General features: G+C 69.4%; 1 protein-coding gene (only partly in view). It reads left to right on the top strand.

This entire window lies inside a single protein-coding gene on the top strand: locus tag AC5ZH6_RS19330, encoding a non-ribosomal peptide synthase/polyketide synthase. The 40,251-nt coding sequence extends 21,484 nt beyond the window's left edge and 1,921 nt beyond its right edge, so the window shows coding positions 21,485-38,330, spanning codon 7,162 (partial) through codon 12,777 (partial); the first codon wholly inside the window starts at nucleotide 3. Both codon boundaries (start and stop) fall beyond the window edges.

The raw sequence follows: 16,846 nt of genomic DNA, 5'->3' as shown, positions 1-16,846 counted from the left end.
CGTCGCCGCCTCTGGTGCGCTTCACGGTCGTCCGTCACCGCGATGGCGCCGAGGTGATCATCACCAACCATCACCTGCTTCTCGATGGCTGGTCGGGCCCACTGGTCCTGGCCGACCTACTTGCGCTGTACGCCACCGGAACCTCGTACACCGGTCGAACACGCAGCGGCGAAGCCGATTTCGCGACACACCTGATGCGTGTGGCCCGCGCCGACGTCGGGGAGGGACTCGAAGCCTGGCGTTCGGTACTCGCACCGGTGGAGGGCGCCACCCTGGTGGCCCCGGGTATCGAGGCGACCGCTGCGGCTGCACCGCACACACATTCGGTCACGCTGGACGACCACACCACCACCGCACTCGAGGATCTCGCCCGCTCGCGCGGCGTGACGATCTCCACCGTCATGCAATTCGCCTGGGCGGTACTGCTGTCGCGCCTGACCGGGCAACGCGTGGTCACCTTCGGTGAGACGGTCTCGGGTCGTCCGGCCGATCTCGACGGTGTGGAGACGATGGTCGGCTTGTTCATCAACACGCTGCCCGCCGTTGTCGACGTCGATCCCGATGCCACCATCGGTGACGCCTTGTCGCGGCTGCAGGCTGCGAAGGTCTCCGTGCTCGATCATCAGCACCTGGGGTTGCCCGATCTCGTTGCCCTCACCGGGGTGTCGGGTGCCTTGTTCGACACCCTCACCGTGCACGAGTCCTATCCGATCGACACCGCGTCCCTGGAGTCGACATCGCGTGGCTCGGCCACCGGCGGGCTGGATCTGCGGGCCATCGACAGCCGCGACTCGACGCACTATCCGCTCAATCTCGCCACCATGCCCGACGGCGAACGGATGCGGATACGGCTCTCCTACCTTCCGACGGCTTTCGACGCCGCGCAGGTCGAGGTGTTCGCCGAAACGGTACGCGAGATCCTCGGAACCGTGGTCGATCAGCCGGATGCGTTGCTCGCCGACATCCCGATCATGAGTGAGGATCGCCGTCGCGAGGTCCGTGGTTGGGCCTGCGGTTCGATGGTCACGGCAACCGGGGTTTCCGGCAGCGGAACCGACCTCGCGGGACGGGTGGCCGACATGCTGTCGGCGTATCCGGATAGGGTCGCGATCGTCGAGGGTGACCGGAAGATCTCCAACGCCGAGTTCGGCTCTCGGGTCTGGGCTCTGGCCCGACGCCTGATCGCCCACGGTGTCGGACCCGACACACCTGTTGCCGTGTGCCTGCCCCGGAGTGCCGAGATGGTGATTGCGATTCACGCCGTCGTCGCCGCCGGCGGACACTACGTACCGATCGATCCCGATGCCCCGGACGAACGCGTGCGCTACATGGTCGAGACCGCCGGGTTGGACGTGGCGCTGGTGGCGTCGGAAAAATCGGGCGCAGCAGAAGTGCTCGCAGCGCAGCGTCTCGGCGGCCTGGCCTCGGTCATCACCGTCGACGCGCTCGATCCGATCGACACCTCGACGCCCCCGGTCAACGACTCGGAGCGTCTCGGTTCGTTGCGAGCTGACAATGCCGCATACACACTGTTCACATCGGGCTCCACCGGTCGACCCAAGGGGGTCACCGTCGATCATCGGGCCATCCTCAACCGTCTGGACTGGATGGCAGCCGCCTACGATGTCGACCACCGTGATGTGGTGATTCACAAGACCCCCAACACCTTTGACGTGTCGGTGTGGGAGTTGTTCCTGCCGGCACTGACCGGCGCGACCATGGTGCTGGCCGAGGCCGGACGCCATGGGGATCCGCGGCATGTGGCCGACATGGTGCGCCGCCATCGAGCCACGGTCATGCACTTCGTGCCGTCGATGTTGTCGGCGTTCATCGATGTCCTGGGCGAGGACATTGTGGAGTTGACTTCGCTTCGTGCCGTTTTCACGTCCGGAGAGGCGCTTGCGGGCGCGACCGCACACTCCCTGCTCCGGCTGCTCCCAGGCGTCGCGGTGCACAACCTCTACGGTCCGACCGAGGCTGCGGTGGACGTGACCGCGCACGAGGTGACGCCGAAAGAACAGACCGTACCCATCGGCTCCCCGGTGTGGAATACCACCGCTCACGTGCTCGACGCACGGCTGCGGCCACTGCCCCCGGGGCTGCCCGGTGAACTCTATCTCGGCGGGATCCAGGTCGCCCGCGGATACGCTGCGCGTCCCGACCTCACCGCCGAACGTTTCGTTGCCGATCCTCTTGGTGTGCCGGGAAGCAGGCTGTACCGGACCGGCGACCTCGTCCGATGGAATACCCGAGGGGAGATCGACTATCTGGGGCGCACCGACTTCCAGGTCAAGCTCCGTGGCCAGCGCCTCGAACTCGGCGAGATCGAAGCGGTCATCGCCGCGGTTCCCGGCGTGGTACACACAGCGGCCACGGTGGTCGAGAACGCCGGCGAGCAGCAGTTGGTCGCTTATCTCGCGCCCGAGTCGGTGGATCTCGAGGCGGTCGCCGCGGCGGTCCGGAATGCGTTGCCGGCGTACATGCGTCCGTCTCTCTGGGTTCCGCTCGAGCGCGTCGTACTCAACTCGGCCGGTAAACTCGACCGCCGCGCACTTCCCCGGCCCGACGAACTCGCGCCGGAGCAGACGATGGTGGCGCCTGCGACGGCCGACGAGGCTCGCGTCGCCGCGGTGTTCGCGGAGATCCTGGGCGTCGACGAGATCGGGGTGACCACCGGATTCTTCGATCTCGGTGGCAACTCGCTCTCGGCTACCCGTCTGGCCGCGCGGGTCGGGCAGGCCATGGACGTGGAGATCTCGGTCCGCGACATCTTCGACGCCCCGTCGGTTCGCGAACTCGTGCAACTGATCTCGGGTCGATCCGCGGGTCTTCCGCCGGTCACCGCGGTCACTCCACGGCCAGAAATGGTCCCGCTGTCCTTTGCGCAGCAACGGATCTGGTTCATCAACCGATTCGACCCGGGGACCGCGATGCACAACATCCCGGCGGTCCTGCGGCTGTCCGGCGATCTCGATGCGGCGGCGCTGCACGCGGCAATCGTGGATGTGGTCACCCGACATGAGGTGCTGCACACGCGATTCCCCGATGTCGACGGAGTACCCGCACAGCAGATCGATCCGGCCGACTCGGTGGCCGACCGTCTCGACTGGCAGGTGGTGAACTCGCAGGAAAGCGTCGCGGCTGCGGTCACCGCGGGCTTCGACGTCACCGTCGACTGGCCGATCCGGGTGCGGTTGTGGCCCGTCTCGGCAACCGAACACATCCTCGCGATCGTCTTCCACCACATCGGTGCCGACGGAGAATCGTTGGCACCCTTCGTCTCCGACCTGGTGACCGCGTACGTCGCACGCTCGGCGCACTCCGAACCCGAATTCGCGCCGCTGCAGATCCAGTTCGCCGATTTCGCGCTCTGGCAGCACACCGTGCTCGGTTCCACCGACGACCCGGAGTCGGTGGTCGGACGACAGTTGGCCTACTGGGCCGACCAACTCGCCGGGCTGCCGGACGTTCTCGAGCTTCCCGCCGACCGGCCACGACCGGCGGTCGCCTCCGGGCGCGGCGGCCACGTGGCACACCCGATGCCCGCCGAACTGGGCACCGCGATCTCCGCGGTCGCACAACGTCACGGGGTCACGCCGTTCATGGTGGTGCACGCCGCGCTGGCGGTGTTGCTCTCGCGACTGTCGGGAACCGATGACATCGCGGTCGGCACGCCGATCGCGGGACGTGGTCAAGCGGTGCTCGACCCACTGGTCGGCATGTTCGTCAACACGCTGGTCCTGCGCACCCGCATCGATCCCGCACAGGGCTTCGACGACCTGCTCGCGACGGTGCGCACCACCGACCTCGATGCCTTCGCGCACGCCGACATCCCGTTCGAGACCTTGGTCGACGAGCTGAATCCGGTGCGTTCCGAGGCCTTCTCGCCGCTGACACAGGTCATCTTCTCGTTCGATCCAGCCGCCTCGGCCATCGACGCGCTCGGTGATGCGGGTGGTCTGACGGTCACTGCCGTCGACGACGTGAGCGTGGCGGCCCAGACCGATCTCTACGTCACCGTCGCCTCCCGTCCGGATGGGCAGGAGTGGGGTCTGTCGGTCACGTATGCGACCGACCTGTTCGACGAGTCGAGGGTTGACGCGCTCGCGGCGCGGTTCATCGCACTGTTGCAGCAACTCTGCACCACGCCGTCCGTGGCCGTCGGGGACGCCTCGCTGCTCGACCCCGCGCAGACCGCCCGGATCGCCGACGGCGAATGGGGGGCGCGAGTCGACCTGCCGGCGCCGGCAACCGTGCCCGACGCCCTTGCCGCACAGGTGAACCGAACCCCGGCCGCCCGCGCCCTGGTCTTCGGTGAGCGCGAGGTCACCTACGCCGAGTTCGGTGCGCGCGTCAACACGCTCGCGCGTGAGCTGATCGCGACCGGAGTCGGTCCGGATGTGGCTGTGGGGCTGTGCATCCCGCGTTCGGTGGAGATGATGGTGGCCATCCACGCGGTGGTGACCGCCGGTGGACAGTACGTGCCGATCGATGTCAACGCGCCCGCCGATCGGGTGCGGTACATGCTCGACACCGCCGGTGCCGCAGCCCTGCTCGTCGCCGACACCGGAGCCGCAGCGGCGGCGGTCGGAGCCGCGGTCGACGCCGGTGTCCGCATCCTCCGGGTCGACTCGAGCACCGCCGTCGACGTGAACTCGGCAGCGGCGCAACCGGTCACCGACGCCGACCGCCCGACGGTACTGCTCGGTGACGCCGCCGCCTACACCCTGTTCACCTCCGGCTCCACCGGACGCCCCAAGGGGGTCACGCTCTCGCACACCGCGGTGCTCAACCGGTTGTGGTGGGGCTTGGACACCCTCCCAATCGACGCCGGTGACGTCGTGCTGCAGAAGACGCCGTACACCTTCGACTGCTCGGTCCCGGAACTGTTCGCGCCGTTGATGATCGGTGCCACCCTGGTCGTGCTGGCCGACGGCGGGCATCTCGACCCCGGCTACGTGGCCGACGAGATCCGCCGCACCCGCGCCACCATGGTGCACTTCGTGCCGTCGATGCTCTCGGTGTTCCTCGAGATCCTCGGCTCCGGCCCACACCGCGCGGAGCGGCTCGCCGGCCTCGATTCGGTGCGGATCGTCTCGGCGACCGGTGAGGCCCTGCCGCCGGCCGTCGCGGCGCAGGCTCGTGCACTGTGGCGCGAGGCGTTGTTCTTCAACCTGTACGGTCCCACCGAGGCCGCCGTCGAGATCACCTACGAGCAGATCGGTGACGTGGCCGCCGACGACCCGACCGTCCCGATCGGTGTGCCGGTGTGGAATTCGTCCGCGGTGGTGCTCGACTCGCGGTTGCACCGTGTACCCGACGGTGTGCCCGGCGAGCTGTATCTCGGTGGCGTGCAACTCGCGCGCGGGTATGCGGCGCGGCCGGATCTGTCTGCCGAACGCTTCGTCGCGGACCCGTACGGCGCGCCGGGAGCCCGTCTCTATCGCACCGGTGACCTGGTGCGACGCCGTCCGGATGGAGTGTTGGAGTACCTGGGCCGCACCGACTTCCAGGTGAAGCTCCGCGGGCAGCGCATCGAGCTCGGCGAGATCGAATCGGTGATCGCCTCGGCCTCGGGTGTGGTCCATGCGGCCGCGACCGTCGCGTCCGCACCCGGCGGTGGTGAGCATCTCGTCGGCTATGTCTCCGCCGCCCCCGGGGAGACCGTCGACCTCGATGCGGTACGCGCAGTGGTCACCGAGTCGCTCCCGGAGTACATGCGGCCGTCCGTGTGGATGCCGGTCGCCGACATCGCGCTCAACACCGCAGGCAAGATCGACCGGCGAGCCCTGCCGGAACCGGTATTCGAGGCCGGTGACTACGTGGCACCCGTCGGTGAGGCGGAGACCCGCGTCGCCGAGGTGTTCGCCGACATCCTCGGTGTCGAGCAGATCAGTGTCACCGACAGTTTCTTCGACCTCGGCGGCAACTCGCTGTCGGCGATGCGCCTGGCAGCCCGGGCCGCCGACGCATTGGGCGCCGACGTCGGTGTCCGCGATCTCTTCGATGCGCCCTCGGTGCGCGCGCTCGTCGCGGCCACCGCGGGCAACGGTGACACTCGCCCGCCGATCACCGCGGTATCGCCTCGCCCGGAACGGATTCCGCTGGCATTCGCGCAGCAGCGCATGTGGTATGTCAATCAACTCGACACGACCTCTGCGGCGTACAACATCCCGATCGTGTTGCGCTTGACCGGTCTGCTCGACGTAGATGCGCTGCATGCCGCCGTCGTCGACGTGGTCACCCGTCACGAGGTGCTGCGAACCACCTTCCCGGCCGAATCCGGTGTGCCGTACCAGAAGATCGGCCGTCCGTCCGCCGTCGCGGCCAAACTCGACTGGGCAGAAGTTGATTCGGTCGCCGATGTCCAGGCCGCGGTGGCCGAGGGCTTCGACGTCGCCACGCAGTGGCCGATCCGGGTGCGCGTCGCACGGATTGGTGCCGACGAGCACGTCCTCGCCGTCGTCACCCATCACATCGCCTCCGACGGCGAGTCGGTGGCCCCGCTGGTCTCCGATCTGGTGACCGCATACCTCGCCGAGACCGCGGACACCGATCCGCAGTTCGCCGACCTCGAGGTGCAGTTCGCCGATGTCGCGCTCTGGCAGCACGACGTGCTGGGATCGCCGGATGATCCCGAATCTGTTGTCGGGCAACAGATCGCGTACTGGCGGGACAAGCTCTCCGGACTGTCCGACGTCCTCGACATCCCCACCGATCGGCCCCGCCCGCCCCGTGCGAGCGGCCGCGGTGCGCGGGTGCCGTTCACACTGCCGGCCGCGACCGGAGACAAGGTCCGCGCGGCCGCCGTCGAGTACGGCACCACGCCGTTCATGGTGGTCCACGCCGCCCTGTCGTTGTTGTTGTCCCGCCTCTCGGGCAGCGACGACATCGCCATCGGCACCCCGATCGCCGGACGCGGACAGGCCGTGCTCGATCCGCTCGTCGGCATGTTCGTCAACACCTTGGTGCTGCGCACGCGGGTCGACGCCGACCACGGATTCGCCGACCTGCTGGCCGCGATCAAGGACACGGATCTGGAGGCCTTCGCGCACGCCGACGCCCCGTTCGAGGCGGTCGTCGACGCCTCCGACGCGGTGCGGTCCGAGGCGTTCGCGCCGTTCACCCAGGTGTGGTTCACCTTCGATCAGACCGCCCTGCCGGAATTGGCGGGCGCCGACCTGTCTGTCGGTGAGATCGCCGGTCTGCGTGTCGAACCGATTGCCACCGACGTCGTCCCCGCCCGGGTGGATCTCCTGGTGAGCGTCTCCCCGACAGCAGGGGATACGGCAGGGTCCGACTGGCCGGGCTCGGTGCTCTACGCCACCGATCTGTTCGACGAGTCGACGGTCTCCGCGTTCACCGGGCGTCTCGTCGACGTCCTCGACGAGGCGCTGAGTGATCCCGCCGCACCTGTCGGTCGCATCGCGGTCGGCCGCGAACCGTCGGTGGCCGAGCTGGCCCGGACTGCCGAGGCGGCGCGTGTGTCCGCACCCGAACCGGTGGCGATCGCCGACTCCGACGCCGTGGTGACCGGGGGAGCGGGTACCGCACCGAAACTTCTGCGCGACATCGTCATCGATGCCGCCGTGACCTGGGGGCCACGTCAGGCAGTGGTCGACGCCGACAACGCCTCGTTGACCTACCGGGAACTCGACGAGCGTTCGAACCGGCTGGCGCGCTGGCTGATCGACCGTGGCATCGGACCCGAGAAACTCGTGGCACTGGCGATCGGGCGCTCGGTGGATCTGCTCGTCTCGATCTGGGCGGTGGCCAAGACCGGCGGCGGCTACGTGCCGATCGACCCGGACTATCCCGCCGAGCGCGTCGCGAACATGGTGGAGGACTCCGGTGCGATCCTCGGCCTCACCGCGGGCGCCACCGATGTGCTGCCCGGTGCGGCATTCGACTGGGTCCGCCTCGACGACCCGGCGGTCGCCGAGGAGATCGCGGCCGCTGACGGTGCCGCGGTCACGGCCGCGGAGTTGCTCGGTGAGGTCCGGGTCGACAACGTCGCCTACGTCATCTACACCTCCGGCTCCACCGGCAGGCCCAAGGGTGTCGCGGTGACCCATTCGGGTCTCGCGAATTTCGCCGCGGAGGAGATCCGCCGGTCGAATGCCGACGAGTACTCGCGGGTGCTGGGATTCGCCTCCCCGAGCTTCGATGCCTCGGTGCTCGAATATCTGTTGGCCGCGGTATCCGGTGGTGTGCTCATCTACCGTCCGGCCGAGGCCGTCGGCGGTCCGGCGCTGCAGGATCTCCTGATGCGTCAGGCCATCACGCACACCTTCCTCACCCCGACGGTGCTCGCCACCGTCGACCCGCACTCGGTGCCCGCGTTGCGCGTGGTCTACGCCGGCGGCGAGGCGGTCCCGACGGCGTTGAAGGATGCGTGGGCGCCGCTGCGTCGTATCCAGAATCTGTACGGGCCCACCGAAACCACCATCGGCGTGACCATCAGCGCGCCGATGTCGGTCGGTGAACCGGTCACCCTCGGCGGCCCGCTCGCCGGGGTCGGACTGATGGTGCTCGACGCCCACCTGCGCCCGGCGCCGCTCGGTGTGTCGGGCGAACTGTACGTCTGCGGACTTCCGCTCTCCCGCGGCTACCTCGACCGTCCGGGCCTGACCGCCGACCGCTTCGTTGCCAATCCGCATGGGCGGCCGGGTGATCGGATGTACCGCACCGGCGATGTCGTGCGCTGGCGGGCCGACGCCACCGGCGCACCGGTGCTCGAATACTCCGGGCGCAGCGACGATCAGGTCAAACTGCGCGGGCTGCGCATCGAGCTGGGCGAGATCGAGTCGGCGCTCTCCACGCACGCCGCGGTGCATTCGGCGGTCGTCGTCGGCGTCGGTGGTTCGGTGGCCACCGCACTGGCCGGCTACGTCGTCGCCGACCCCGGGTCCGTGAGTGTGGCCGATCTGAAAACACATGTCGCGCAGTCACTTCCGGCGCACATGGTGCCTGCCACAATCGCCTTCCTCGAGGCACTCCCGCTGACGCCGGTCGGCAAACTGGACAAGGCCGCGCTACCTGAGCCGGTGATCGAGGCGGTCGAGATCGTCGCACCGGCATCCGCGGCGGAGCGTGCTGTCGCCGACGTCTTCGCCGAGATCCTCGGGATCGACGAGATCAGCGTCGTCGAGTCCTTCTTCGACCTCGGCGGGAATTCGTTGTCGGCGGCACGGCTGGTCGCCCGGGTCGGTGAAGCACTGGGGGTCGAGACCTCGATCCGCGATCTGTTCGACACACCGACGGTGCGCACCCTCGCCGCCGCGGTGGCCGGCCGGGCGTCGGGTCTGCCGCCGGTGACCGCGACCGTCCCACGCCCCGAACGCATCCCGCTCTCGTTCGCACAGCAGCGGATGTGGTTCATCAACCAGTTCGATCCGTCGCTGCCCACCTACAACATCCCGGCCGTGTTCCGGGTGACCGGCCGGCTCGACGTCGCGGCATTGCGTGCGGCGCTGGCTGATGTGGTCACCCGCCACGAGGTGCTGCGCACCACCTTCGTCGCCGACGGCGAGAGTGCCTCGGCGCTCATCCACCCCGTTGCCGCGATCGACGACGAAGTGGACTGGGCGGTGGTCGATTCCGTCGACGACATCGAGGCCGCGGTCACCACCGGCTTCGACGTGGCGGCCGAACTCCCGATCCGTGCCCGGATACTGCGCACCGGCGACGACGAGCACGTCGTGGCGCTCGTCGTGCATCACATCGCCGCCGACGGCGAGTCGATGCAGCCGCTGGTCGGTGACCTCATGACGGCATATCTGGCCCGCAGCGGCGGTGGCGCACCGGATTTCGGGCCGCTGGAGGTGCAGTTCGCCGATTACGCCCTGTGGCAGCATCGCGAACTCGGCGACCGCAACGATCCGTCGTCGGTGGTCGCCCGTCAACTCGCCTACTGGACCGACGCCCTGGCCGACGTCCCCGACGTCATCGACCTGCCCGCCGATCGCCCCCGCCCGATGGCGGCCACCCAACGTGGCGGACGTGTCACCGGTGCGGTGCCCGCGGCGGTCGGGGACCGGATCCGGGCCATCGCCGCCGAACGTGGACTCACCCCGTTCATGGTGGTCCACGCCGCACTCTCGGTGTTGTTGTCGCGGTTGTCGGCCGGTGACGACATCACCGTCGCCACACCGATCGCCGGCCGCGGCCAGCGTGCACTCGACCCGCTCGTCGGCATGTTCGTCAACACGCTGGTGCTCCGGGCGCGGGTGACACCCGACATGGCCTTCGCCGAGTTGCTCGATCAGGTCCGCGAATCCGACCTCGAGGCGTTCGCCCATGCCGACGTGCCGTTCGAGATGATCGTCGACGCGGTCAACCCCGTCCGCTCGGAAGCCTTCGCGCCGCTCGCACAGGTCATGCTGACACTCGATCAGTCGACGCTGCCCGAGTTCGCGGCCGCACCGACCGCGACCGGCATCGCCGACCTGACCATCACCCCGGTCAGCCCGGCCGATCCCCCGGCCAAACTCGATCTGACCGTGGGCGTCTCGGTGGCTGACGAGGGCGTCGACTGGCCGATCGAAGCCGTCTTCGCCCGTGATCTCTTCGACAACGCGCGCATCGACGCAATGCTCGACGCCTTTGTCGCGCTGCTGGACTCGCTGACCGCCGACCCTGCCGTCGCCGTCGCCGACGCCCCGATCCTGTCCGCCGCCGAGACCGACGCGCTGCTGCAGCGGGCGACCGGTGCGTCGGTGCTCATCCCGGCCGGCTCGGTCGCCGATGCGGTCGCCGCGCGCGTGAGTGCCGCGCCCGACGACGTGGCGCTGTCGCTGCGCGACCGAACGGTGACCTTCGGCGAGTTCGGCGCGCGGGTGGCGTCGCTGGCACGGACCCTGCGCGCAGCGGACGTGGGACCCGAGGTGGCGGTCGGTGTGTGCATCGATCGTTCGATCGAGATGGTCGTCGCGATCCACGCCGTCGTCGCCGCCGGCGGCCAGTACGTACCGATCGACACCGCCGCGCCGGCCGAACGTCTGCGCCACATGGTCGACACCGCCGGTGTCCGTGTGCTGCTCACCGGCCCGCGTCCGGTGGCCGCCGATCTCGACGCCCTCGCCGGTGTCGTCACGTCGATGGTGGTGGACACCACCGTCGCGGTCGACGAGTCGACCGCACCGTTCACCGATGCCGAGCGACTCCGCCCGATCCGCGGTGACGATGCGCTCTACACACTGTTCACCTCCGGCTCCACCGGACGTCCCAAGGGCGTCACCGTCTCCCACGCGTCGGTGCTCAACCGGCTGCGTTGGGGCTTGTCGGAATATCCGTGGACCGTCGGCGACCGCATCATCCAGAAAACCCCGTACACCTTCGACGTCTCGGTGCCGGAGCTGTTCGGACCGGTCATCGCCGGCGCGCAGATGGTGATCGCCGACGCCGGCGGTCACGCCGATCCTCTCTACATCGCCGATCTGATCGCTGCGACGCGCGCAACCTCGGTGCACTTCGTGCCGTCGATGCTCGCGGTGTTCCTCGATGTGGTTCCGTCCGAACAGTTCTCGGAGCTGACCTCGCTGCGCTGGCTGTTCGCCTCCGGTGAGGCACTGCCGCCCGCGGTGACCGTACGAGCCCATCAGTTGCTGCCCGACGTCGCGATCGTCAACCTGTTCGGCCCGACGGAGGCCGCCGTCGAGGTGGCCTACGCCGATGTCACCCACGCCGATCGGATCGTGCCCATCGGGGTGCCGGTGTGGAACACCACCACACTCGTGCTCGACGCCCGGCTGCGCCCGGTACCCGTCGGCGTGCCCGGCGAGCTGTATCTCGGCGGCACCCAGGTCGCCCGCGGCTATGCCGGAGCTCCCGCGCTGACCGCCGAACGCTTCGTCGCCGACCCCTTCGGGGCGCCCGGCGCCCGCGTGTACCGCACCGGAGACCTGGTGCGCTGGAACACCTCCGGGGAGATCGAATACCTGGGCCGCACCGACTTCCAGGTGAAGTTGCGGGGCCAGCGCATTGAACTCGGCGAGATCGAATCGGTCATCGCGACGGTGCCCGGGGTGGTCCACACCGCGGCCACCGTCGCCGAATCCGACACCGGCGGCGCACATCTGGTGGCATACGTGTCGCCGTCGACGGTGGATCTCGATGCCGCTCGCGCCGCCGTGGCCGCCGCACTGCCCGAGTACATGCGACCCACGGTGTGGATGCCGCTCGACGACGTCGTGCTGGGCAGCGCAGGAAAGCTCGACCGCAAGGCCCTGCCCGCACCCGATTTCGATTTCGCGACAGCACAGTACGTGGCGCCGGCGAATGCGGTCGAGGAAACCCTCGCCGCGATCGTCGCCGGTCTCCTCGGACTGCCGCGGGTGTCGGTCACCGACTCGTTCTTCACCCTCGGCGGCGACTCGATCATGTCGATCCGGCTCGCGTCGGCGGTCCGCGCGACGGGCTTGTCGCTCTCGCCACGCGACATCTTCGAGCACCGCTCCGTGCGCGCGATGGCGCGCGCCGCGCTCGACAGCGCGACCACGCTGCCGATGCTGCCCGAGACCGGTGCCCGCGGCCCCGTCACACCACCGGCGGTGGTGTCGTGGATGATCGAACATTCCACGCAGCCTTCGGATTTCCGTGACTTCTCGCAGTCGCGGGTGCTGTACCTGCCCGCCGACGCCACCGCGTCGTCGGTCGCGGCTCTGCTCGCGCGGGTGGTGGACACCCACCCGATGCTCGCGGCCTCACTGGTGCCCACCGACGACGGCTGGACGCTCACCGCCGGTGCGGACGTCGACATCGCAGCCGCGGTCGGCGCCCGGCGATCCGGCTCGGCGGTCGGCACCGACGGATTCACCGCCGATCTGCACACCGCGTTCGCCGACGCATCAGCGCGCCTCGACCCCAACACCGGTGCACTCGTCGCCGCCGAACTCGTCGTCGACCCGGCCGGAGCGGGCCGCCTCGTCCTGGTGATCCATCATCTCGGCGTCGATGCGGTGTCGTGGCCGATCCTGCTGGAAGATCTCGTCACCGCCTGGGGACAGGCCCAGTCCGGCGACATCGGGCTCGCCCTGCGACCGGAGGTCACCTCGGCACGCACTTGGGCGGATGCGGTTGCCGCCCAAGCCGAACGCCGCATGTCGGAAGAGGGCTACTGGCTCGATCGGCTGCCGGCCCGCGCCACCGATCTCGGCGCCGAGGTCGTGGCCGGCCGCGACCGGTTCGCCACCGAGGTGTCGGTCACCGAGATCCTCGACCCGTCGACCTCGGAGGCCGTCCTGACCTCCGTGCCGCAGGCCTTCGGTGGGGGCGCGGGCGACGTCCTGCTCGGTGCGCTCGCCCGCGCCGTGCGCGGATGGCAGCACGCACGCGGCATCGACGACCGTGGCCCGGTGTCGGTGCTCGTGGAGGGTCACGGACGCAACGAGGACATCGTCGCCTCGGGGCCGCACCCGTACGACAGCGACCTGTCACGCACCGTCGGATGGTTCACGACGATCGCGCCCGTGCGCCTCGACCCGTCGGTCGACGCGATCCACGCGGTCAAGGCGGCCAAGGAAGAACGCCTGTCGCTCCCCGACGCGGGCGTCGGCTTCGGGCTGTTGCGGTACGCGAACGCCGATCCCCGCAGTGAGCTCACCACCCGCCCGCTGCCGAGTATCGGATTCAACTTCTTCGGCGCCGGCACGGCCCGCACCGATGCCGAAGCGCCGCAGGAGATCCCGTTCACCCCGGCCGGGGACGCACCCGGATTCGCCGCGTCGGCGACCGGTGCGATGGTGGCGCTCAACGCACTCAGTGTCACCGTGGCCACCCGGACCGGCACGCGCGGAAGGGAACTGGTCACCTCGCTGACCTACCCGTCGGCGCTGTTCACCGCCGACGACGTCGCCGATCTCGGAACGCGTTTCAGCGCCGAACTGCGGACGCTCACCGGGGTCGTGGCGGGCGGTGCACCGATCGGAGCGAGCCCGTCCGACATTCCCAGCACCACCATCAGCCAGGACGAACTCGACACGCTCGCCGTGCGTTTCCCCGGCGCCGACGTGTGGCCGCTCACGCCGCTGCAACAGGGCCTGTACTTCCAGTCGGAGATGGCGACCGGGGGCGACGGCGTCGATGTCTATGTGACACAGGCGGTTCTCGAACTCGGCGGCGAGATCGACGCGGAACGGTTGCATGCCGCGGCCGCCGCGCTGCTGGCGCACCATCGGGTGCTGCGCAGTGGATATGTCCGCACCGATGCCGGTGCGGTCGTCGCAGTCGTTCCCGAGGCCGTCGATATCCCCTGGCGTGAACTCGATCTGGACGGAAGGTCGCACGAGGTCGCCGGTTCCGTCTCCGAGATCGCCGCGGCCGAGAAGTTCGCGCCGTTCGACCTCGACGCACCACCGTTGATCCGGTTCGTGCTGATCCGGCACGGCGAGACGGCGTCGCTGATCGTCACCAACCACCACATCCTGCTCGACGGCTGGTCGGGGCCGCTCGTCCTGGCCGACCTCCTCGCGCTCTACGCCGGACGCGGCACGTTCACCTCCGCGCTCGCGCACCGGGATTCGGATGCCGAACCGACCAGTGGCTCGGTGTCGGCCGACTTCGGTACGCACGTCCGCCGGCTCGCCGCGCGCGACGACTCGACAGGTCTGGGCACCTGGCGCCGGGTGCTCGCCCCGCTCACCGAGCCGACGCTGGTGGCACCGCAGAGCGACGACGACATCTCCACCCCGCCACGCGATCACACCGAACGTCTCGGCGCCGAATTGTCCACCGCGCTCGACACACTCGCCCGCGACCTCGGCGTCACGGTGAGCACGGTGCTGCAGTTCGCGTGGTCGGTGCTGCTCTCGCGCCTGACCGGCAACCGGGTCGTCGGATTCGGTGAAACCGTGTCCGGTCGGCCCGCCGATCTCGACGGCGTCGAATCGATGGTGGGGCTGTTCATCAACACGCTGCCCGTCGTCGTCGACGTCGATCCCGGCTCGTCGGCGGCCGAGGTGCTGCGGCGCCTGCAGCAGGACAAGATCGCCGTGCTCGATCACCAGCACCTCGGCCTCCCGGAGATCACCGCGACCACCGGGCTCCCGGTGCTGTTCGACACGCTGACCGTGTACGAGTCGTTCCCGGTCGCCAGCGAGTCGCTGTCGACCGCCGACGCCGCCCTGACCGGCGGTCTGCAGATCCTCGGCATCGACGCCGGCGACTCGACGCACTATCCGCTCAATCTGTCGGCGACACCGTCGGCAGAGGGTGTGGCGATCACGCTCAAGTACCTGCCCGCCGTCTTCGATGCCGCGCAGATCGAACGATTCGCCGCCGCGGTGCGCACGATCCTCGTAACGATCGCGAGTGCGCCCGACATCGCCTGCGGAGACCTGCAATTGGTACCCGTCGAGACCCGCCGGTCGCTGACCCCGGTCAGCGGCGGCGCGGCCGCCACGCCACGGCATCTGCGTGAGGTCTTCGCCGAGGTGGCCGCCGCGCACCCGGACACCCCCGCGGTGACCGACGCCGACGGCCGATCGCTGACCTACCGTGACCTCGACACCCGCTCGGCCGCGATCGCCCGCGGACTGCGTGCGCGCGGCATCGGGACCGACACGATCGTCGCTGTGGCGCTCGGGCGCCGCGTCGACCGTCTGGCAACTCTCTGGGCGATCACCCGACTCGGTGCCGCCTACCTGTCCATCGACCCCGGATACCCGGCCGACCGCATCGCGCACATGATCACCGATTCTGGCGTGCGCGTGGGCATCTGCTCTCCCGGCGAGGAACTCCCCGCACCGGGCGGACTCGACTGGCTGACCGTCGACGACCTCGTCGCAGGCTCGCGCGAACACGGGACTGTCGAACCAGGGACGGGCGAACCGGACACGGGTCACGACGTTCCCGTTGGATCGAACAACCTCGACTCCGTCGCCTACGTCATCTACACCTCTGGATCGACCGGCGTGCCCAAGGGCGTATCGGTCACCTACCGCGGTGCGCACAACTTCGCCGTCGCCGAGGTCGAGCGTTTCGGCGTCACCGCCGGCGACCGGGTGCTGGGCTTCGCGTCGGCCAGTTTCGACGCCTCCGTGCTGGAATGGCTGCTCGCGTCGGTCGCGGGTGCGACTCTGGTCTATCGACCCGACGACGTGCTCGGCGGCGCGGAGTTGACGGCGTTCCTTCGCGCGCAACACCTCTCGCACGTGTTCCTGACCCCGGCGGTCCTCGCGACCGTCGATCCCGCCGCCGACCTGCCGGATCTGCGCGTCCTGATCGCTGGTGGCGAGGCGGTCTCGAAGGCGCTCGTGGCGGGCTGGTCGGACCGGGTGGCCTTCCACAACGCGTACGGGCCGACCGAGGCATCGGTGGCGGTGGCCATCAGCACCGCACTCGATCCCACGGCACCGGTCCACATCGGCGGACCCATCGCCGGCGCCGGACTCCTGGTACTCGACGAGCGCCTGCATCCGGTCCCGGTCGGTGTGCCCGGCGAGTTGTACGTGACCGGAACCCCGCTCGCCCGTGGCTATCTGCGACGCCCGGGGCTGACCGCCGAACGGTTCGTCGCCGACCCGTACGCGCCGGGCGAGCGGATGTATCGCACCGGCGACGTCGTCCGGTGGGTCGCCGCCTCATCCGGACCCTCCGACTCCGGCTCGTTCGACACCGGACGGCTGGTGATCGAGTACGTCGGACGCAGCGACGACCAGATCAAGTTGCGTGGCCTGCGCATCGAACTCGGCGAGATCGAGACGGCACTGACGGCGCATCCCGCCGTCGACGCCGCCGTCGTGATCGGGGTCGGCGGATCGGTCGCGACCGCACTCGCCGCCTACGTCGTGACCTCGGGTGACCGCGGGACCGTGGCCGAATCGGCGACACCGGCCGACCTCATCGA

The sequence above is a fragment of the Gordonia sp. YC-XJ4 genome, assembly GCF_059511865.1.
This window is presented reverse-complemented; position numbering and strand designations above follow the sequence as displayed.